Annotated in this window: 24 protein-coding genes and 1 pseudogene; 11 read left to right on the top strand and 14 right to left on the bottom strand. The window is 36.4% G+C overall.

Annotated elements, in window-relative coordinates; translation table 11 throughout:
* Nucleotides 1-151: 151 nt before the first annotated feature.
* The 6 genes from IGI52_RS11505 to IGI52_RS11480 form a co-directional block, all read right to left on the bottom strand.
* Complete coding sequence (locus IGI52_RS11505) at nucleotides 152-886, bottom strand: peptidoglycan amidohydrolase family protein (RefSeq protein ID WP_438781362.1); 735 nt, start codon at nucleotides 884-886, stop codon at nucleotides 152-154.
* A 74-nt stretch (nucleotides 887-960) separates the two neighbouring features.
* Nucleotides 961-1374, bottom strand: coding sequence for a phage holin family protein (locus tag IGI52_RS11500; RefSeq protein WP_137439511.1), 414 nt, complete (start codon nucleotides 1372-1374; stop codon nucleotides 961-963).
* 122 nt (nucleotides 1375-1496) lie between these two features.
* Entirely contained in the window at nucleotides 1497-2105 is a 609-nt protein-coding gene (locus IGI52_RS11495; RefSeq protein WP_438781361.1) for a hypothetical protein, read from the bottom strand.
* Nucleotides 2106-2156: 51 nt separating this feature from the next.
* Complete coding sequence (locus IGI52_RS11490) at nucleotides 2157-2543, bottom strand: hypothetical protein (protein WP_016180589.1); 387 nt, start codon at nucleotides 2541-2543, stop codon at nucleotides 2157-2159.
* 69 nt (nucleotides 2544-2612) lie between these two features.
* Nucleotides 2613-2825 (bottom strand): DUF2922 family protein, encoded by a 213-nt coding sequence (locus IGI52_RS11485; protein WP_176675240.1) that lies wholly within the window; start codon nucleotides 2823-2825, stop codon nucleotides 2613-2615.
* Between the two features lie 22 nt (nucleotides 2826-2847).
* A complete protein-coding gene (locus tag IGI52_RS11480) occupies nucleotides 2848-3051 on the bottom strand; it encodes a hypothetical protein (protein ID WP_438781359.1) in 204 nt (67 codons plus the stop codon).
* 528 nt (nucleotides 3052-3579) lie between these two features.
* Here IGI52_RS11480 and IGI52_RS11475 point away from each other — a divergent pair.
* From IGI52_RS11475 to IGI52_RS11465, 3 genes and pseudogenes are all read left to right on the top strand, one after another.
* A pseudogene (locus IGI52_RS11475) lies at nucleotides 3580-3729 on the top strand (helix-turn-helix transcriptional regulator); the annotation flags it as partial.
* A 27-nt stretch (nucleotides 3730-3756) separates the two neighbouring features.
* Nucleotides 3757-4311, top strand: a complete 555-nt coding sequence (locus IGI52_RS11470) for a helix-turn-helix domain-containing protein (RefSeq protein ID WP_438781358.1) — start codon at nucleotides 3757-3759, stop codon at nucleotides 4309-4311.
* Nucleotides 4312-4820: 509 nt separating this feature from the next.
* A complete protein-coding gene (locus tag IGI52_RS11465; RefSeq protein ID WP_438781356.1) occupies nucleotides 4821-5438 on the top strand; it encodes a hypothetical protein in 618 nt (205 codons plus the stop codon).
* Between the two features lie 308 nt (nucleotides 5439-5746).
* Here IGI52_RS11465 and IGI52_RS11460 read toward each other — a convergent pair whose 3' ends face one another.
* Entirely contained in the window at nucleotides 5747-6406 is a 660-nt protein-coding gene (locus tag IGI52_RS11460; RefSeq protein ID WP_438781354.1) for a lysostaphin resistance A-like protein, read from the bottom strand.
* Between the two features lie 515 nt (nucleotides 6407-6921).
* A complete protein-coding gene (locus IGI52_RS11455; protein WP_161799681.1) occupies nucleotides 6922-7065 on the bottom strand; it encodes a hypothetical protein in 144 nt (47 codons plus the stop codon).
* Between the two features lie 370 nt (nucleotides 7066-7435).
* Here IGI52_RS11455 and IGI52_RS11450 point away from each other — a divergent pair, with 370 nt between their 5' ends.
* From IGI52_RS11450 to IGI52_RS11430, 5 genes are read left to right on the top strand one after another with little or no spacing between them, the layout of a single operon-like run.
* A complete protein-coding gene (locus IGI52_RS11450) occupies nucleotides 7436-7576 on the top strand; it encodes an EntF family bacteriocin induction factor (protein ID WP_161799680.1) in 141 nt (46 codons plus the stop codon).
* 39 nt (nucleotides 7577-7615) lie between these two features.
* Entirely contained in the window at nucleotides 7616-8908 is a 1293-nt protein-coding gene (locus IGI52_RS11445) for a sensor histidine kinase (protein ID WP_065422883.1), read from the top strand.
* A gap of 10 nt (nucleotides 8909-8918) precedes the next feature.
* Nucleotides 8919-9671 carry a LytR/AlgR family response regulator transcription factor gene (locus tag IGI52_RS11440; RefSeq protein ID WP_438781352.1) on the top strand — a complete coding sequence of 251 codons (753 nt, stop codon included), beginning with the start codon at nucleotides 8919-8921 and terminating at the stop codon, nucleotides 9669-9671.
* A gap of 25 nt (nucleotides 9672-9696) precedes the next feature.
* Nucleotides 9697-11850: a peptide cleavage/export ABC transporter gene (locus tag IGI52_RS11435; protein ID WP_438781350.1), complete on the top strand. Its 2154-nt coding sequence runs from the start codon at nucleotides 9697-9699 to the stop codon at nucleotides 11848-11850.
* A 19-nt stretch (nucleotides 11851-11869) separates the two neighbouring features.
* Nucleotides 11870-13234 carry a bacteriocin secretion accessory protein gene (locus IGI52_RS11430; RefSeq protein WP_438781348.1) on the top strand — a complete coding sequence of 455 codons (1365 nt, stop codon included), beginning with the start codon at nucleotides 11870-11872 and terminating at the stop codon, nucleotides 13232-13234.
* A 148-nt stretch (nucleotides 13235-13382) separates the two neighbouring features.
* On the opposite strand, the gene IGI52_RS11425 is transcribed toward IGI52_RS11430, so the two are convergent.
* The 6 genes from IGI52_RS11425 to IGI52_RS11400 form a co-directional block, all read right to left on the bottom strand.
* Entirely contained in the window at nucleotides 13383-13706 is a 324-nt protein-coding gene (locus tag IGI52_RS11425) for a DUF2188 domain-containing protein (protein ID WP_438781346.1), read from the bottom strand.
* Between the two features lie 109 nt (nucleotides 13707-13815).
* Entirely contained in the window at nucleotides 13816-13983 is a 168-nt protein-coding gene (locus IGI52_RS11420) for a hypothetical protein (RefSeq protein WP_016179637.1), read from the bottom strand.
* A 357-nt stretch (nucleotides 13984-14340) separates the two neighbouring features.
* The gene (locus IGI52_RS11415) at nucleotides 14341-14778 is read right to left on the bottom strand and encodes a nucleoside 2-deoxyribosyltransferase (protein WP_016179638.1); all 438 of its coding nucleotides are present in this window, start codon (nucleotides 14776-14778) and stop codon (nucleotides 14341-14343) included.
* A complete protein-coding gene (locus IGI52_RS11410) occupies nucleotides 14778-15341 on the bottom strand; it encodes a TIGR00730 family Rossman fold protein (protein WP_438781344.1) in 564 nt (187 codons plus the stop codon). The genes IGI52_RS11415 and IGI52_RS11410 overlap by 1 nt, the downstream gene beginning before the upstream one ends.
* 477 nt (nucleotides 15342-15818) lie before the next feature.
* Nucleotides 15819-16676 (bottom strand): IS3 family transposase, encoded by an 858-nt coding sequence (locus tag IGI52_RS11405; RefSeq protein ID WP_438782248.1) that lies wholly within the window; start codon nucleotides 16674-16676, stop codon nucleotides 15819-15821.
* 35 nt (nucleotides 16677-16711) lie between these two features.
* Nucleotides 16712-17041 carry a transposase gene (locus IGI52_RS11400; protein ID WP_438781342.1) on the bottom strand — a complete coding sequence of 110 codons (330 nt, stop codon included), beginning with the start codon at nucleotides 17039-17041 and terminating at the stop codon, nucleotides 16712-16714.
* A gap of 119 nt (nucleotides 17042-17160) precedes the next feature.
* Here IGI52_RS11400 and IGI52_RS11395 point away from each other — a divergent pair, with 119 nt between their 5' ends.
* The 3 genes from IGI52_RS11395 to tnpC all read left to right on the top strand — a co-directional run bounded on the left by IGI52_RS11395 (nucleotide 17161) and on the right by tnpC (nucleotide 19413).
* Nucleotides 17161-17346: a hypothetical protein gene (locus IGI52_RS11395; protein WP_070557862.1), complete on the top strand. Its 186-nt coding sequence runs from the start codon at nucleotides 17161-17163 to the stop codon at nucleotides 17344-17346.
* A 1-nt stretch (nucleotide 17347) separates the two neighbouring features.
* The gene (gene tnpB / locus IGI52_RS11390; protein WP_070557861.1) at nucleotides 17348-17701 is read left to right on the top strand and encodes an IS66 family insertion sequence element accessory protein TnpB; all 354 of its coding nucleotides are present in this window, start codon (nucleotides 17348-17350) and stop codon (nucleotides 17699-17701) included.
* Nucleotides 17702-17850: 149 nt separating this feature from the next.
* Nucleotides 17851-19413, top strand: a complete 1563-nt coding sequence (gene tnpC / locus IGI52_RS11385) for an IS66 family transposase (protein WP_070557863.1) — start codon at nucleotides 17851-17853, stop codon at nucleotides 19411-19413.
* Nucleotides 19414-19438: the final 25 nt, after the last annotated feature.

The following is a 19438-nucleotide window of genomic DNA, read 5'->3' as shown; positions in this document are numbered from 1 at the left end:
ACATACGCTCATTTATTTTACAGGAGTTCTAACCGATTGGATGAAGTGAACGCACTTGAAAAGCATTAAAAGTTTAGCCGATTACAAATTTAATTGAAACATAAGGATGTGTACACCAATTTCCGTACACATCCTAACTTTGAAGATTACACTAGATTACCCCATCATTCAATCTTCGTTGCATGGCTTTAACACAATCAGATTCGGAACTGATGATTCCGTCCTGAATCGTGCCCATTTTTTGTTGCAGGGCAAGGCAGGTAGCGGGTCCAAAGTTGCCATCTATTGCAACTTTTAATATTGATTGCAGTGCACGGATCATGTTCGAACCACCGTACCCAAATTGAACCGAGGGAATAGATTGATTCGCCCGATTTCTGATTTGTCCGCTGATGATGCCATCTTTGATGGTGCAATTCAATACTTCTTGCAGATGTCTCGTAGTGGCAGGTCCCCATGAACCATCGATGGCCAGCATTCGTTGCTGCCCGATATTTTCGTGAGGCCCGCTAACACTCGTATTTTTTAGTCGAAAATAGCGTACAGGTAAGCCGGAATAATCCCCCATCCAGCCTATCGCTTTGGTCACGGCGATATTCTGACAGCCTTTTGAGTAGGTACAGTGCAATGCGTTACCGTTAATATCCCCTAAGAAAAAGCCGGTATGCCCCGCTGACCCCAGCGATGCACCTTGATGTCCAGCAATCCAGAGATCTCCACGGCGAACTTGGGAGCGGCTGATTTCTTCTAATAAGGTGCCCTTTAAGTTGAAGAGCGTTTCGGTGTTTCCAATATAGGCGCCGTTTGGCAAAAAGTCTGCCGCAATCAACGCTCGAAAAACAAAACTGGAGCAATCCATGGAACGTGGGCCCAATCTATGTGACATGGAGTAGCAAATTTTTCCCTGTAGATTTAATCCGTATTGCAATGCAGTTTCAGTAGTTGGCATTTGATTCACCCCTATTGAACATTATTTTCCTGATCGTCTTTATCAGGCGTTTTCCCAATGTCTCGTTCAAATACCTTCAGCCATTTCTGCAGCCAAGTGATCTTCAGTCCGAATTCATGAGCGTTTTCTAAAATCGAACCGATCTCGTAAATAATTAACAGCGCTGTCCAGATTAATGCTACATTGATTGGCAGAGTAATTCCTACAGTTGGCGCGATTTTGTCTAAGGCAGCGGCGCAAATGATTGTGGAAAAGGTAATGAATTTTGTAAACAAGCCATATAGGTTAATCGAAGACACCCAGGTATGACTTTTCAACGCTTTGACGTATCCGGTAGTGAGGTCCAGGCCAACCATGGTCAAAAAAACGCCCATGATCGGCAGACTTCCGCCGAATAGATAATTGATTAAGGGAAGTTGTATCATATAGATTCCTCGCTTTCTAAATTAATTGATAGCCCCTGCGAATTTCTTTTCGCAGGGGCTAATAGCTGTTGATCCCTACGCAGTATGTGGTTGTCAATGAACGGATTTAATTGGGAAAAGGCCTATTCCCGTGGTGTCTCAGGCGGCCCTTCCTTGTTTTTCTTCCTGATTCGATGAAGCCATTGAAGCAGTCTGTTTTGTTCTTTTGTGTCTTTATTTGATGAATCTTCAATCAAAGGCATAACAGTGGGTTGCTGATCGTTAGTTTCGCTATATCTGGATTGCAGAAGCGACTCCTTTTCTACTTTAATCGCTGCTTTTTCCGAAGGCTCAATCGTAGTTAATTGTTTAAAGTAGCGACCATACGGCGTTGTTGGTAGTGCGGATAGTTTCGGAGTCGGCAAAGCGACTTCTTCTTCCTGTTTTTCTGCGACATCAAAGCAGCTAACTTCATCATAAGAGGCTTCCTCAACAGGCTTTCCATCGTAACGAACACCTCTCGTCTCATGTTCTGGATCAAATATCAGAGTTTCCTTATGGGTCAAGACCTTGGCGGTGACTACAGAATCAAATAGTTTTACGCCGTTTTGTGTACAAATGTCTAAGTTCGTCAATAATTCGCAAGCTTCTTTGATCTGTGGCGCCGTTAAGTTGGGATCAAGATCTCTGTATTTCCAATTGTGGGTGCCGCCATCACTTTTTCCAAAGGTGGCAATTAAATCCTTGGTCATTGTTCTGTTCCTTTCTTTGATTTTTTCTGCGTAGGTTGGTTCATGGTTTCATCAAGGTTCGCTAGTTTCTTCTGGTCGGACAAATGAAATAAGGGAGCGAGCGACAGAGACAACTGTTTCACCGAATTTTTTTACTGGAAAGACTCTCAGTTTCAAAGTCCGCCATTCCGGTGCCATAAAGTAGTCTTCAAAATAATAAAAGAGACGTTTCATGGTGCGGGTAGCTTTGGTGTGCATAAATACCTCGCGGACAAGATCCTTTAGAAAGTGATCAAACTCCGCCGCTCCTAATTGGCAGCGTACTTTTAAGGCTAAAATGTATTTGATGGTGACACTGCTGTTTTGTGTTTCATGGTAGAAATTGGTGATTCGTTGTTCGAGTGTTTTAGCTTTTAAGTTGAATAACTGCCGAAACGACAGTGTTTGTATGACATTCATTGATGCTCATCCTTTCGTTAATTAGTGGAGGAGCGCGGCAGTAGCACCGCTGCTCCTCAACGTATTGGTTTAAAAAATAATTGTTTCAATTGTTTCGACGTACTTGGCGGTTTCGACGGTGTGGAATAATTCAGCGCCATCTTTCTGACAAAGTTTTACCTCTGTCATGCGTTGTAACAATCCTTTGATCTCTGTGTCGGTCTTTTGAGTATCAGGATCATTGAAGCTCCAGGTGTGGTTCTTCCCTAAGCTGTTTTTAAAGGTTGCGACGATTTTTAACATCTTTCATGTTCCTTTCTATGATTTATTTGGTATAGCGTAATTGACTGGTTAGGATCACGCCGGTTAATTCACTGCCTTCGACTGACAAGGCTTTCATAATTTCTCCCAGTTCAAGGACCTTCTCTTCGCTGGGCGCATCCATTACATTTGTAAAGGTGATCTTCTTAGTTTTTTCTCCGCCTGCATCGATTTCTACTTGAAGTTTATTGCCGATTTTTTGAATCATGATTGTTTCCTCCTAAATTTTTTTGTTTCCGGCCGGTGACTAAAAGATAAACGATTTCTAAAAAAAGTGCGAATCGCAAAATAACCGCTACCCCCCTCAAATTGACCTGTTTTTAGGTGAAAACCCTTATTTTTGCATAAAAACAGGTCAAATTAGGGGGGGTAAGTGTCAAATTGCGATTTTACAAAGCGGATAAAAATGGTGTATAATAAAAAGTTTATATAAAACGCTTATAATAATTTCTATAGCCAGTTATCCTTATAATCAGCATCCTTCAATCAGACCGGCACATTGATTGGGTATCAGAGTATTAAAATAACTTTTTCATTCAAAGAATAAATTATTTCTATTCTTGTTTTTATTGCATAATAGATGCTGCTATAATAAAAGTTCATATTTTTTCCTAAATATGAACGCTATGAATTGTAGCAAACCGGCTATGACACAATTCATAGACAAGAACAACGCCGCTAGTGAGCTATACTGAAAATAGGTTAGGGAGGGAAATTATGGTCAAGATTAAAAAAACATAGATTAGCTAAAGAATTCACTCAGGAGGATGTTGCAAAGAAACTGAATGTCTCTAGAGCAACGATCTTAAGTTGGGAGACAGGGAGAACCTTTCCTGACATCGAAAAATTAGTTTATCTAAGTAATTTGTATGATCTTTCCTTAGACCAATTAATCAAAGAGGAGCCGGTGATCATGGAAACGATTGTTAAAGAGCGGAAAAGCTTGCAGTATTTCAAAATCATTAAAAGGATTGGGATCGTTTTACTAGCAGTATTTGTTCTATATAATATCTATTGGTTTAGTACGGTTTATACCAAAAATAAAAATCTAGCCCATTGGCAGCACACAGAGGTAAATAACTATCTGGAAAAAGGGGACTATACGTTTCAAGCACATGATCTTCGTTACCTTGAACCATTACACAATGGGAATATTCCAGTCCATACGTATAAAGGGGGCTCCTTCCATGTGGGGATAGACGGGGACTATATCTATGTAGCCCTTTATGAACTAGCAGGACGAACGAATCTAGATGTTCCAAAAGACACAAACTTCTTTTTGCGTTATAAAAAAAGTGGAAAAAGTAATCCGTCTTTTGAGAGACTAGATCAAAATGTTTCTAAGAAAGAACTTTCAAAGTTAACCACCACTAATGAAGCAAAAGCCATTATGAAAAAGTATCGCAAAGAGCTTAACAGGGATATCCGAGCGACAGAAGTTGTTTGGAAAGAGGTTAATAATAAATAGTTTCGCATTGGTTTAAGAATTTAACAAAAATTTGAAGCAGAAGCAATTGCTAAGACACCCCTTAGTAATTGGTTCTGCTTCTTTACTGTTATTCAGAATAATCAAACGTATATGCCGTCTTGTTTATACACCTCAGCCGGGGATGTATTCTTTTGGATGATTTCTGTAGGTATTGGATTGGAGAACTGAGACAATGAAGATTCCAATAGGTAGTTAAATTTTGCAGGAAATAAATGGCTGTTAAAAAAATCTTTTTCCAGTTTTTTTTTAATGCATAAAAAAAGTGGTTCCTTTATTTAATAGAGAATAAACGAGTCACTAATTTTCCGTGTTACCATAATTTACATAAACGTTTATTAATTTGAAAACATGTTTTCTCTTAATTGTCTTTTTATTAGTGTTATCTAAGAAACTATTCGCAGATAACAGTAAGGAAATCTAGGGACAATCAAAAAATCATTGTAGAATATTAATTTGCTCTGCAATGAACATAAAAAAGGAGATGCATTATGATTAAAACGAGAGGTCCTAAATATTTTTGTTTCATTGCAACGTTACTGATAGCAATTTCACCTTTATTTATCGCCAAATCAACAGTTATGGCTTCAGAAGTTGATTCAACTACTGGAAAAACTGAACAAAATTCTCGGATTTATTTACAAACACCAGATCAAGAAATCAAAACTGCTGAAGCTACTGGCGAAGAATTTACTAAACAACAAATTGCGAACGGTTATTTAGAAGTCGATTCATCAGGAAATTTGGAAGTAACACCTAAATGGATCGATGAAATTAAGGCAAATCTCGTTATACAAAATAGAGATAAGGATTATGATGTGTACGCAGATGGTGCAGCGATTGTACTAGTTGATAAAAATGTTCCAACAAATCCAAAACCTGATGGCGTCACAAAGATTGTTAATACATGGAAAGGTTTTGATCTTTACTTGAAGCATTCTCATTGTGAAAATGTTACTGATGCACAACAGATGGTTACTGTATTTGCTCCGTTTCTCGGAGCGCCATTAGGGACTATTCTGGCAGCCATTTGTGGAGCACAAGTGATTCTAATTCAAAGATCCGATAAAGGACAGGGGGTTATTATCGCATTTATAGGCACACACTAGGCATAAATAAACCATTACCAATTCCTCACTGGATAGCTTCACAATGACCTCAGAAAGTAGTTGAATAAAATGTTCGATCCTGAATTTCTATTAAGTTTAGGTATTTTGATGATAGCTTTAAATACTGGGCTTTCAGAATCACCATTATTCAAAAAATACCCTTTGATTTCTAAGATTCTTCAATTAATAGCGTGCTTATGTATGTTTTTTTCACGTATCCAAATTAGATAGACTTTTTTTCTCATCGTAGAGCGTAAAAATTGAACATCATAAGCCTAAACAATAATTGACTGAAAGTGATTAAAATTCTAAAAAAAAGAGTGATAAATAAAAGGCAGAAAACCAACTAAATTATTTAGAAAATGTAACAACATAGTAAGTTCTAACCTTTTATATTTTTTGTAATAAATACCTAATACTAGCCCCATTCCAGTATATGTAACGAAACTTCCAAAATTGGTTGGATGGTGAGCTGTTCCAAAAAGAATACTAGAAACGAGCACACCAATTAGTAAATAATCTTTGAAGCATAGCTTCAAAAGAAATCCGCGAAATAGAATTTCTTCCATGATTGGAGCTGAAACGATAGTAAATAAAGCTATAATAAAAATTGGTACACCAGTCAGAAAACTCTCAAGACCTACTTGATTGTAAGTCGTGTCGGTATTTTCAAAGGTTAAAATGATTCCACCAATCAGCTTCACACCAATAATTAGCAATAACCAAGAGAAGCTATTCTTGAGATCTTTCCAGCTTAGTCTCATCTTTTTTATATTTATAATAGTCAATTTTGTTGAAAAAAGTAAGTTTAAGAATATCACTCCAACCATTGCTATTGAGACAACAAGGTAGACTAATTTTGTTGGATTTTTTTGCGCAATCGTGATAAGCATTGACTCTGAGCGTATGAAGATAAACAAGATGATAGCAACTATTATTTTATTTAGCATTGACACAAAAATCCGCATATTTTTATTCTCCTATATTTTTAAACGTTTGATAAAGTGATCGAATCTATTAGTAGATTTATCAGCCAACTATACCTTGGAATAACCCTCTAATGAAATTGATAATGAAGGGACTCTCCGCTACTAGTATGAAAACTAACCCCAATTTTATCATCCAGTTTATCGACTTAAATCCCTTAATAAGGCCTGCTATTGATAAGAAAACGCCACATAAAATACCTATTGCTTGAAACATTTTCATCTCACCTCCCAACGATAATGTAATAATTAAAAAAGAGGAACAATACTAAGAATTTGTATCTACAAATCTTTTATCTCATCGTACTATCGAATACCCTGAATAGGGACTCTAATAAGTTATTTGAAACTCTGACTTGATTCATTTAGAAATTTATAAATACAAATTCTTAGTAATAATATTGAAAGTTTTTACTGTTGATAATAAAGAACGGTGATTTGATTAATTAGTAATTTTCACAGACGGGGTTATAAGTAAATCCGATCCTTACATGCAACTATTTAATCAAGCCCCAGATTGTGACTGCGCCTTTAACAAATTTTCCTACATTCAGTCCCAATTGATAACCCTGTTTATCATATTTACCACCGCCATTAATCTTTAAAATTTCTGATGAAGACAATTTTTTATAGTTTTCCATGTATTTCACTCTCCATTTATTTTTTTGTTACTGAGTTAAGCCTTTCCATAAACCTTTGTAGTAACTTTTCATATAATCAATAAAGTTACCTCCACCATTAATCTGTCGCAGTTCTCTAACATTCAATTCTTTTACCTTTTGCATGTTTCAACACACTCCTTATAAATTATTTATGGTACAAAATGACTGTAGCATAAGGTTCATATCTCTAAAGGAATCCTTCCTGAAACCTTGTACTTTTCTTCGTGAACCAATAAGTTTTTAGGAATTCCCTTCGTTTAGGAATGATTTCCCCGTTGTTTAAGAATTTTTCCCTACTTTTTCCGAGATAATGGCATGCTTGTTTCATCAAAAGACTAGGAGTGAAAAAATGAAAAATAAAAAACTAATGAATGTTAAGGAATGTTCAGACAAAAAGCTAAAAAGAATTTGTGGAGGAAATCAATGGACTTTGGGAAATTCTAAATCAAATGTTGCTCAATGTGTGCTTTCTCTTTTTAAGAAGTGCTAAAAGTCTTTTTTTGGTATTATCTAATCAGGAGGGGATTTCTTGATTACTATTGATACTAAGGCCTACATTGTTCGAATGATTATGGATATTATTAATTTTTATCTACTTTTTTTTCTCATCAGCGACTGTTGGAAAAACAAAAAGAAGTTTCTAAGCGTGCTTTTCTTTATTCCGTTGACTTTTTTTGTACAAATTTTTACCGAGGTGGGGGATATTGTACCTATCCTTGGTAGTTATTTGGTATTGAAAAATAAAGGGAAAGTTGATCAAATTCTTCTAAATACGCTTATTATCTGTATGCTAATTGTTTATAGCGTATCGCTCATTAGCTCAGTGACCATGCTTCATATGTTTTCTCATGAGGGAATTAAAGGATACGGCTACATTTCCATTCAAATAAGTATTAATTTTTTTCTTATTCTATTTTTCGCAGGTATTTACAGGAAATTAGGTATAAAAAATTTTGTTTCAGAGAATAGTTCTAAATCTACAACCATCTTGATGATTTATCTTTTTTTAATTAGTTTTTTCATTTCATATGCTTCTCATTATTATGAAGTATTTGATCGATTTATTTTAGGTGTAGCCATTTTACTGATTGTTCAAACAATCTTTGTCCTTTTTTTATTTATTAGAACAACTTTGAGACAAAAAGAAAGATATGAACAACAATTGAAAATTCAGGAGTTAGATCATCTGAAAACGTACACTGAACAATTGGAAAAAGATCAAGAACGACTAGCAAAATTTAGGCATGATTATAAAAATCTATTATTGAGTATAAAGGAGCTATCCTCTTTAAATAAAAATTTTGAGCTTACTGAACAAATTCAACAATTGGAAGATTATTCGAATAGTCATATTACATCAACGGATTTTGATTATAGATATTTAAAAAACGTGAAGAACGACTACATAAAAAGTCTACTTATTTCAAAGTTTTATCAAGCCAACGAGGCTCAAATTCACTGTCATTTTGAATGTTTAAAACCGATTGAAAAAATACCTATACCGATCTTTGATTGTGTACGTATTTTAGGAATTATTTTGGATAATGCTATAGAGTCAGCTTTAGAGAGTGAAGAAAGAAAAATTTCTTTATTAATTTATCGAGACGATCGACAAGTAGAATTTTTGATTGTTAATAGTAGTCAAGAATTGATCCATTCAATAGATTCTCTTGTAAATAAAGGAGTTTCGACAAAAAAAGGTCATGAAGGATTAGGGCTAAATACCGTTCAGGAAGTCAATGAAAAAAATAGCAATATGTTTATTCAATATAAGAAAGATCATCTAACGTTTACCACTCAAGTGATCTTAATGTGGCAATAAAGGAGAAATTATGAGCTATCCCATCATTATTTGCGAAGATCAAATTGTTCAATTAAATCAACTTGAGACAATTGTTCAAAATTTTATTCTCTTTCACAGTGATATATTTCAACTAAGTTTGAAAACGCAAAGTCCAACTGAAGTAGAGAATTATTTAAACAAATTTCATCCAAAGCAAGGAATTTACTTTTTAGATATTGATTTAAATCATCCAATGAATGGAGTTGACCTCGCAGAAAAAATTCGCGCAAAAGATATTCAAGCAAAAATTATTTTTATCACTACCCATGAGGAAATGATCCCCTTGACCATTCAAAGACGGGTTGAAACGCTAGGGTTCGTTTCAAAAGATCAACCGTTTGAAACCTACCGTGCAGAAATTATTGAACTACTTGTACTTGCACAAGAAAGAATTGACGCGCTGAGAATATCTCAAGACAAAGCATTTATTTTCTCTATAGGTTCTCAAACATTCACGATTGATATACAAGATATCTATTTTATGGAACCATCAGAATTACCGCACCGAATTCGTCTTTATACAAAAAATGGGCACTATGAGTTCTATGGAAAACTCACGGATTTAGAAAAGCAATATCCTGTTCTCTTTAGAATTAATCGATCATGTTTAGCAAATCTACGTAATATAAAAGAAATTGATTTTAAAGCCAGATCTATCTTTTTTGATTCAGAATTAGTGAGACCTTTTTCTATAGGTAAAGCTTCAAAAATTAAAGAGAAAATCAATCAAATTAAAAACTAAAATTTTTCGAAAGGATCGCTGTCCATTGATAAAGTCATTTTCCTATATTCAACAACAAGATGAAAAAGATTGCGGCGTGACCTGCATGGCTATGATCCTAAAATATTACAAAACAGAAATACCTATTCATAAATTACGAGAATTATCAGGTACTGATTTGGAAGGGACAACTGCTTTTGGGCTAAAGAATACACTAGAAAAATTAGATTTCGATTGTTTGGCTGTTCAAGCAGATTCAGAAGTTTGGCAGGAAAAAGAACTTTCATTTCCCTTGATAGCTCACATAGTCGTTGATAATAGTTATACTCATTATGTTGTTGTATATGGAGTAAATGGTGAAAATTTATTGATCGCTGATCCAGCGAAAGGAAAACAAAAGGAATTAATTGAACACTTTTCTAAACTGTGGACCGGTGTCTTACTTATACCCACACCCAAAGCATCTTATGAACCGAGCAAGGAAAAAGTAGCTGGATTAAGTTCTTTTTTTCCAATTATCTGGCAGCAGAAATCATTAGTTTTTCATATTGTGTTAGCAGCTCTTTTTATTACTTTATTTGGCATAGCTAGCTCCTATTATTTCCAAGGTATTCTTGATTATTTTATCCCAAATCAAGCTAAGTCGACATTAAATATTATTTCTGTAGGATTAATTGTTGTATACCTATTCAAAGTTATTTTCGAGTATAGTCGCAGCTACTTATTAGTGATTTTGGGACAACGAATGAGTATGGCAATTATGCTTGGTTATTTCAAGCATGTATTAACGCTTCCAATGAACTTTTTTGCGACACGAAAATCTGGCGAAATTATTTCTCGTTTTCTAGATGCAAATAAGATTATTGATGCACTAGCAAGCGCAACACTTTCTGTTTTTTTAGATATCGGAATGGTTTTATTAGTTGGTATTACTTTAGCGGTACAAAACGGTACGCTCTTCTTAATTACATTAGCTTCGCTGCCGTTTTATTTGATAGCCATCTTCGCTTTTGTTAGGGGGTATGAGAAAGCTAATCAAGAAGAAATGTCAGCAGGTGCTACATTAAACTCTAGTATTATTGAAAGCCTTAAAGGAATGGAGACTATCAAAGCTTATAATGGCGAGGAGAGAGTATATAATCGCGTGGATCAAGAGTTCATTAAACTGATGAAGAAATCATTTCGCTCCGTAACCTTAGATAATGTACAAAAAGGATTCAAGCAGTCCATTCAATTAATAAGTAGTGCTTTAATTCTTTGGGTAGGTTCTTATTATGTTATGAGTGGAAAAATTAGCTTGGGTCAGCTCATCACATATAATGCACTGCTCGTTTTTTTTACAGATCCATTGCAAAATATTATTAATCTCCAAGTGAAAATGCAGGCAGCACAAGTTGCTAACAAACGATTAAATGAGGTATTTGCTATTGAATCGGAGCACTCAAATACGGAAAATGGTCATCAATTTTCTGAAGAAAATTTCAAAAAGGGAATTTCTTTAGAACACGTTACTTTTGGATACAACATGAAAGAGTCTACACTGAAAGATATATCTTTTACCATTCCGGCTCAGAGTAAGATTGCATTGGTTGGTGTTAGCGGTTCAGGAAAATCAACTCTAGCAAAATTACTTGTGAACTTTTATCAACCCACGCAAGGGACAATCTACTATGGGCAAATCAATCATTTGGATATCAACTATAAATTGTTACGAGAAAATGTTACTTACGTCCCGCAAGAATCTTTTTTCTTCAGTGGGACTATTATCGAAAATCTAACCTTTGGCTTGTCGAATATACCAAGTTTTGAGCGGATTTTGGAAGTTTGCAATGCGGTTCAGCTTACAGAATTTATCAACCAACAACCTTTGCGTTTTGATGCTGTACTAGAAGAGGGTGGAGCCAATCTTTCGGGTGGACAGCGGCAACGTTTAGCTATTGCACGTGCACTTTTAAAAGATGCAGATATATTGATTTTGGATGAAGCAACAAGCGGATTAGACACTTTGTTAGAGCATGCCATTTTAGAGTATCTTCTAAGTTTAGAAAATAAAACTTTGCTTTTTATTGCTCATCATTTACCAATAGCTAAGGCATGTGATAAGATTCTGGTTCTTCATGAAGGAAAGTTGGTTGAACAGGGTTCTCACGAAACTTTACGCTTTAATCAAGGAATATATCAACGTCTATGGGAAATTTAGCTAAAGGAGGTTGGTTAAAATGGCAAAAAAAGAATGGTTGGATCATTCTACCATTTATAGTCACCAACATCATTCGTTTTACCGCTGGATCATGTATCCGGTAATTTTACTCCTGTTTTTGGTAGGATTATTCTTGTTTTTTATAAAAAAAGAAATAGTCATAAAAACTTCTGCACAGTTAACAGCGGAAACAAAGATACTACAAGTTCCGATAAATACAAAAATTATAGAGAACAAATTAAACGAAAATCAGCGAGTAAAAAAAGGGGAATCTTTAATTCTATTTGATACGTCAAATCTATCAAGTGAAAAAGAGCAAATCAAACAACAAAATGCTTCAATAGAAAGTCAAAAAAAGGCTTGCAACCTATTTGTTGATAGCCTGACCCAAGGAGCAAATTTATTCGAAGAAGAAGATTCTTTTGGTTACAGTAATCAATTGAAAAGTCTATTCTTAGAGCAATCTTCTAATGATTATTTAGTTAAACAGAAAGTTGAAGAAGATCAAAAAGCTCAGGATAGTTATAATAAGACTAAAAATCAATTGACACAACAAATACAAGCTCTTCAAAATGATACGAATCAGTGGAATATTGTTCGTTCTGCTTGGATTAATCAACAGGGCGTTCAAGATGGTTCATCAGAAATTCAAGCTCAATTTCAGGCTTGGCGATCCCAATTAGAAAATACATCCGAAGAACAAAAGAGCCAAATAAACGCAACGATTTTATCAACAATTGAAGAGCATATTTCTCAACTCAAAAAGGAGATCGAGCAGATTCAAGTAGAGCAGTCAAAGCTGAGTCCCCCCATAAATTATGACAATGAAATTAACAGTCAAAATGAAAAAATCAAACAAACGAAAGAACAGGCATTAGCCACGACAAAACAAAAGTTATCCGAATTAACAGATGACCAGAAAAAAAATGATTTAGCAATTCAATCGTTAACAGATCAAATTAGTCAGGGGAATTTGGTTGCTCCTACGGATGGTATTATTCATGTAAACGAAGAAATCCGTGGTCAACAGGAAATACCTAAAGGCACTTTGCTCGCAGAGATATACCCTTTAAGCTCAAATGAAAATCTGGAATTTACTGCTTTGATACCAGCAAATGAAATGACCCATGTTAAAACTGGAATGAAAGTCCACTTTAAACTAGATAAAAAAGGAGTAGAACCAGTAATTATGAGTGGTAAGTTAAAAGAAATAGCTGAAAAGAGCACTAATACGAAGCAAGGAGGGCTATTTAGTGTAAAGGGAGAGCTGTTTCCAACTAAAAAGATTCCTAATCGATACGGTCTTACGGGAGAATTGTCTCTCATAGTTGGGGAAAAAACGTATTGGCAATCCATTAAAGATACGATACTGAATCGGGATTGATTTAGAAGCTTTCTAAATTGATTTTTCATCATTTTTTATGTAGCTATTCTTATAAAATTTACTAAACAACTAAAAAAGAACAATAGTCACGTTGAAACAATCCATAAACAGAATTGATTCTAGATAGTGACCACTGCTCTCTTTTTACCTATTCAGAATAATCAAACGTATCCTGCAGCGTGCCGTCTTGTTTATAGACTTTCACCGAAGAATTTTTGTTTTTCGCAATTTCCTTCGCTCGTTCGACGGCCTGCTCCTTTTTGTCGAAGGTGTCACTGGCTTGACTGGCTTTTTCGGAAATGACGATCCAATGATCTTCTTGATATTTGACTAAAACGTCGGCATTCATCAATTTTTTTGCATTTTTATCATGGTCGTGAGAATCATTTTTTTGTGGCGCTTTGGCTTTTTTTCGAATCAATGGGTCTAGGTTTTTCATTGAGGCTGGGTAATCATTCGTATTCCAAGGCATACATACGTCCTCCTTCAATAATTTATATATCTACCTTACTATGGAAACGATTGATTTGAAATTAATACGCTTATAGAAAAAATACACGCCCGATTATGGACGTGTAGGTTCAATCTTTCCGAATTTTCGAAATGTGTTTGCTGCGTCCGCCAATTTTAGTAGCAAAATGGTCGGATTCTTGTTTGCTTTGGAATACCCAAAGCTTCTCAGGGTCTTTTTCACGGGTGCGCTGACCTTCTTTATCAATATAACCATGGAGGACTTTGACAACATACATAAGATCACCTGCTTTTTTTAGTTTAGCTATTAGTATACGGAGTGAAAAAACGAAAGCAAATCATTTGCCTGCGGATTAAGAGAAATTTATACTTGAGCTTTTTTTATTGCTTGATTGAGATAGTCTTCTAAGATGTATCGGTGACGGTAAAGCCCAGTAAAAATGACTTTGAAACAACCAGATTTAGCTTTTTCAGAAGTTTTCGTTTTTTTCAGTTGGAATGCCCGTATCCTATTCTCTTCTTGCTAAGTTTATTAATGATACTAGAGCGTCCTCTTACTCTAGTATTAGATAATCAGTCAACGAAGTGATAGATGAACTCTTCATAAAGTTACAGATGTGTGACGATAGAGCTGATTAAATGTAATTTCCTAAGTAAGGTGAAGAGGGTAATGTATTGAAATCGTACTTCTCGATCTCGGCTACGTGTTTGGTGAAAGCATGGAGAGATTCAGTCAACATGATATTGACCGTATCGCCGGCAGTCAGCAGACCGATAACAGGGATTTTCAGCATCGTTGCGATTCCGATTTCATAAGCGGTTCCTGGGTCGGTAATTTCGTGTTCATAATCTAAAATAGCGACGATAGCATCGGCTGTTTCAATATGATGCATATCCTTAAAATAGGTCTCGCTTGCCCATTCCGGTGTGAAGGCTTCGTACTCGCATGTTTGGTCTAAACGTGGAGAATGAAATTCGGTAACAGTTGGGTTGTTCTTCAAGGCTTTTTCCACTGAGTGAATTAGAGAAATTTGTTCCTTAGAGAAAAATGGCCCTGCTAAATAAATTTTCATTAGGCAACAACTCCCATCTCAGATAATTCGATACAGACTTTATTGATCAATGATTGGTAATCGTCTGAGATCAATATGTGTTTGATTGCTTGATAGTCAATGAAATCTTCATTTGAAGCCTTAATCAGAAATTCGATCAAGGACTGATAGTAGCCGTCAATATCAAGGATAGCGATAGGTTTTGGCGGAACAAGTCCAATGGCGATTGAGCTCAGTAAATGAAATAATTCTTCCAGTGTTTCTAGTCCTCCAGGTAAGATCAAATAGGCATCTGATTTATTGATCAGAAGTTGTTTTTTTTCATCCATTGTTTCAGTAAAAATAAATTCATTGATCTCTTTACGAGAAAGATCATCATCAAAGAATCCACGAGAGCAAATTCCGGTCACATTCCCGTGTTTATTGATAACACCATTGCTTACTGCTCCCATTAAACCGCTGATTGAGCTGCCAGAAACTAAGTCCAATCCTTTATCAGCGATATACTCGCCAATACGTTCTGCAAGTTCTTTATATTTTGCTTCTTTTCCATAGCATACGCCACAAAAAACTGCTAATTTCATAAATATTACCACCAATCTTTTTCTTTGAGAGTTCATCATAGCTCTAAAAAAATTAAAATAAAAGACTAGATATTGTATTGAATTTGTGTTATTAGCTAAAATACATACAATATGTTGTGTTTTGGCTAAGGCGCGTACTTGCTTAATATGAATTTTTTTAACTGATTTATTAATACATGCAGGTTATTATTTTTAGTTTTCTGCTGTGGTGGTGAAGGGAACAGCTTTACGGTCAATATGAATGATGCATCTGTCTAACGACCAAAAATCGGCAAAAAAAAAAGACAATCAATGGTGAATGCTGGGCTCCCCGTCAAGTGGACAATGAAATAGAATAAAATTATTTTGACGACTGTCTACCGAAATTCGGTAGGCAGTTTTTATGTTTTTTACTTTGTTTAACCTCAACTTTGCTCGGCGGGTCTCCTTCTTGGTTAAGCGGATTTATTCTATTCGCTTGTCCAAGAGGGAGAGTGATTAAGCTGCCATTAATAATTCTTGATGAACTTGGCTCGGTGTCTTACTCTTCAAACACCGTTGATAGCGACCATTGTTGTAATAGTTCATGTATTTTTTGATCATTTCAACGAGACTTTCTCTACTGATAAACTTTCGCCGATAATATTTTTCTCGTTTAAGCATTCCCCAGAAGCCTTCCATTGGACCATTATCGGTACAATGGGCGACACGAGACATACTCTGCTTCATTTTCGCTTTCTTTAGCTTTGTGCAAAAAACTTTACTTGTATATTGAAATCCGCGATCGCTATGAAATAGCGGGTGAGCGGTTGGTTCGGCGGCGACTGCTTGATCGAAGGTATCAAAGACTAATTTATTGTCATTTTTGTCGCTGATGACAAATGAAACAATGCGACGATCGGCGAGATCAAGAATAGCGCTCAAATAGATTTTCTTCACTTCGGCCCCTTCATAATACTTGAATTCACTCACATCTGTTAGCCATTTTTGATTCGGTTGATCCGCATAGAACTTTCGATTCAAATGATTTTTCGCAATATGATACGGAGTCTTGGATGCCTTAGTGATACTATTGCCTGAATGCTTGATGGTTGATTGGATTTGAAGTTTGCGACAGATTCGAAGAATACGCTTGTCATTCACTTGAAAGCCATAATCATTCACGAGATCTTCACAGATTCTGCGATATCCTTTATCGTTGTCTGCTTCATAAATATAACGAACAAGGTCAGCCAACTGTTCATTAAACAACACTTCAGGCAGTTTGGGATTTTTTAACCAACGATAATAGGCCGATCTTGTGACATGGAGCAGGGTACACATGGTGTTAATTGGATAGCTTTTTGTCTCGTGCAGCTCTTTGATCGATTGGTATTCAAACGTATGACGAACTAATTCAAATCCCGCCTCCTTTCTAACTCGCTGACTTTTTTTAACAGGTCATTTTCCATTTCAAGCAACTTGATCCGTCGTTCTTGTTGAGCCAGTTTATCGCGCATTTCTTCTTCGGGTGTTCTGGCAGGTTTACTTCCCGCTCGTTGCCCTCGTCGATCTTCTAAGCCTTTTTCCCCCATCTCATCGTATTTCAACACCCAGTTCCGAACTTGTTGGTAAGAGACGTGGTACTGAATCGCAGTTTTCCCATAGTCTCGACCGTTGATAATACAGTCATGCACAATTTTAACTCGTTCATTCAATGTTGTTTTTCTGGATTTACTCATTCTACTTCCACCACTTTCTGATTTGAAGTTTCTATGGTAAATGCCTAATAAATCGGTACCTATAAAATATTTCCACCTTCATCTATACTTGAGCTATCAAGTGAAACGGAGGTGTTTTTTTGAAAAACATAAATGATATCGTTCCTATTCAACTTCACGATCAATCGAGAACGGCTCGTGATCAGAGAAAAAACAGTACCGCAAAAATTGCCCTGCGTATCCGTCAGAAGGATGGTTCTGAAGTTTTGATCTATAATGGCGTAAACAGCTATATCCTCTCGGCGATCCTTAAGGAGTTGGGATAAGATGTTTCTCGATTTTACCAAAGTAGAAAAAATCTTTCTCGTAACTGGTAAGACAGATCTTCGCAAAGGAATTGACGGACTTGCTAGGATTATCCAACAAGACTATGAGCTGGATGTTTACGAAGATGCCATCTTTCTTTTTTGCGGCAATCGCTGTGATCGATTTAAATTGCTCTACTGGCATAACGATGGCTTTTTTCTGGGATACAAACGAATTGAAAACGGTCGACTGCAATGGCCGAGAAAAAAGGAAGAAGTTCGCCAACTGTCTGTGCAACAGATTCACTGGCTACTTGAGGGATTAAGTATTCACCAACCCAAAGCAATCAAGGCTGGGACAAAAGGATTCTTTTAAACAGAGTGAAATCGTTGATTTTATGCGGTTTTCTCTGTTTTTTGATGCGTCTAAATGGTATAATAATAACAGTAGTAACAATGAAAATGGTGGTGAATTTCTTGTCCTTACAAACAAATTCTTCTTCTAACAATAACGTCGAAGTAGATGTGAATATCCTACTTCAACTCCTTGAATCTCAGACAGAAACAATCAAAGAACTCCAGCATGCGAATCAAGCATTGAACCAAGAGGTTCATCTTCTCAATGAGAAATTGAGCTATTTTACGGATCGTTTTTTTGGTCGTTCCAAAGAAACACTGGATTCACAAGTGACTGGTCAGTTAAACCTATTTTCTGATGAGGTTGAAGATAGTAAGGCCGTTCCCCAAACAGAAGAAGGACAAGAAACAATGGTAAAAGGACACAAAAGAAAAATCGGTCAAAAAGCGGCGAAGATCGCCTATCTTCCCTTAAAAGAAAGACACCATGAATTGTCAACTGAGCAACGAATCTGTGACCAATGCGGCACTCAAATGACCGACATTGGCACAACCAAGATTCGCGAAGAGGTGCTTTTCCATCAAGCCATGTTAGATCGGCTCGTTCATTACCAACATACGTATTGTTGCAAAGAATGCGAAAAGGCAGATGTTTCTTCCTATAAAAAAGCTCCTGTTCCAAGACCTGTCGTTTCCAATAGTTTAGGGTCAAACAGCGTGATTGCCGAAACCATCCGATTGAAGTTTGGTCAAAAAGTACCTGCCAATCGGCAGGAAAGTTATTGGCAAGAAACATTGGGTCTGGATATTTCCCGAGATAACATCACCAACTGGCATATCAAAGTTTGTCATAACGCCTTAGACAGTTTAGCCCAACGATTAAAAAGTCATTTAACCCAAGAGGAAATCCTTCACGCCGATGAAACCACGTATCGGGTCATTGAGAAGGGCAAGAAAGACACGCATTACTGGCTATTCAGCACAGGAAAGCATAGTACACATCCAATCGTATATTACCATCACGCAGTATCGCGAGCTGGCGAAGTGCCAAAGCAATTTCTAGCAGATTTCAACGGGTATCTGCATTGTGATGGTTACGCAGGCTATAACGCGGTGGAAAATGTCACACTCGTTTATTGTTTGGCTCATGCACGTCGGAAGTTTTTTGAAGCTCTTCCAAAGAACAATAAAAACGAGGAAACGCCTGCTTGGATCGCTGTCAAAATGATCGATATCTGGTTCCAATTGGAACGAGAGTGGGTCGACTTATCCGTTGAAGATCGGCAGAAAAAACGCCGGGATTATTTAACCCCTCTATTCATCAATTTCTATGAATGGCTGGGCTCCTTTACAGCAGTTCCAAAATCCAAACTAGATACAGCGGTCAAGTATGCGCTAAAGTTGCGTGGAGGATTTGAGCGGATTTTTGAGGATGGACGCTTGGAACTTAGTAATAACTTAGCAGAGCGCCAGATAAAAGAGCTGGTAATCGGTCGCAAGAATTCTATGCATTCGTGCAGTTTGGAAGGTGCTCGAACTTCGGGAATCATTCTAAGCGTGTATCGAACAGCTGAAGTAAATGGGCTGAATCCAGTGAGCTATTTGGAATTTCTATTTGATCGCATTCCTAATCTAGCGCATGTTTCTAATGAAGCGTTGGATGAGCTTTTGCCTTGGCAGCCTCTCGCACAAGCAACGTGCGCCAAACAGTACGCAAAAACAACCAAATAACTTAAGTCCATTATAGGGCTTAGGT

This window comes from Enterococcus sp. DIV0187, assembly GCF_051713785.1.
Lineage (GTDB): Bacteria > Bacillota > Bacilli > Lactobacillales > Enterococcaceae > Enterococcus_A > Enterococcus_A avium.
The sequence above is the reverse complement of the archived record's forward strand: the minus strand, read 5'-3'. Positions and strand labels throughout refer to the sequence as shown.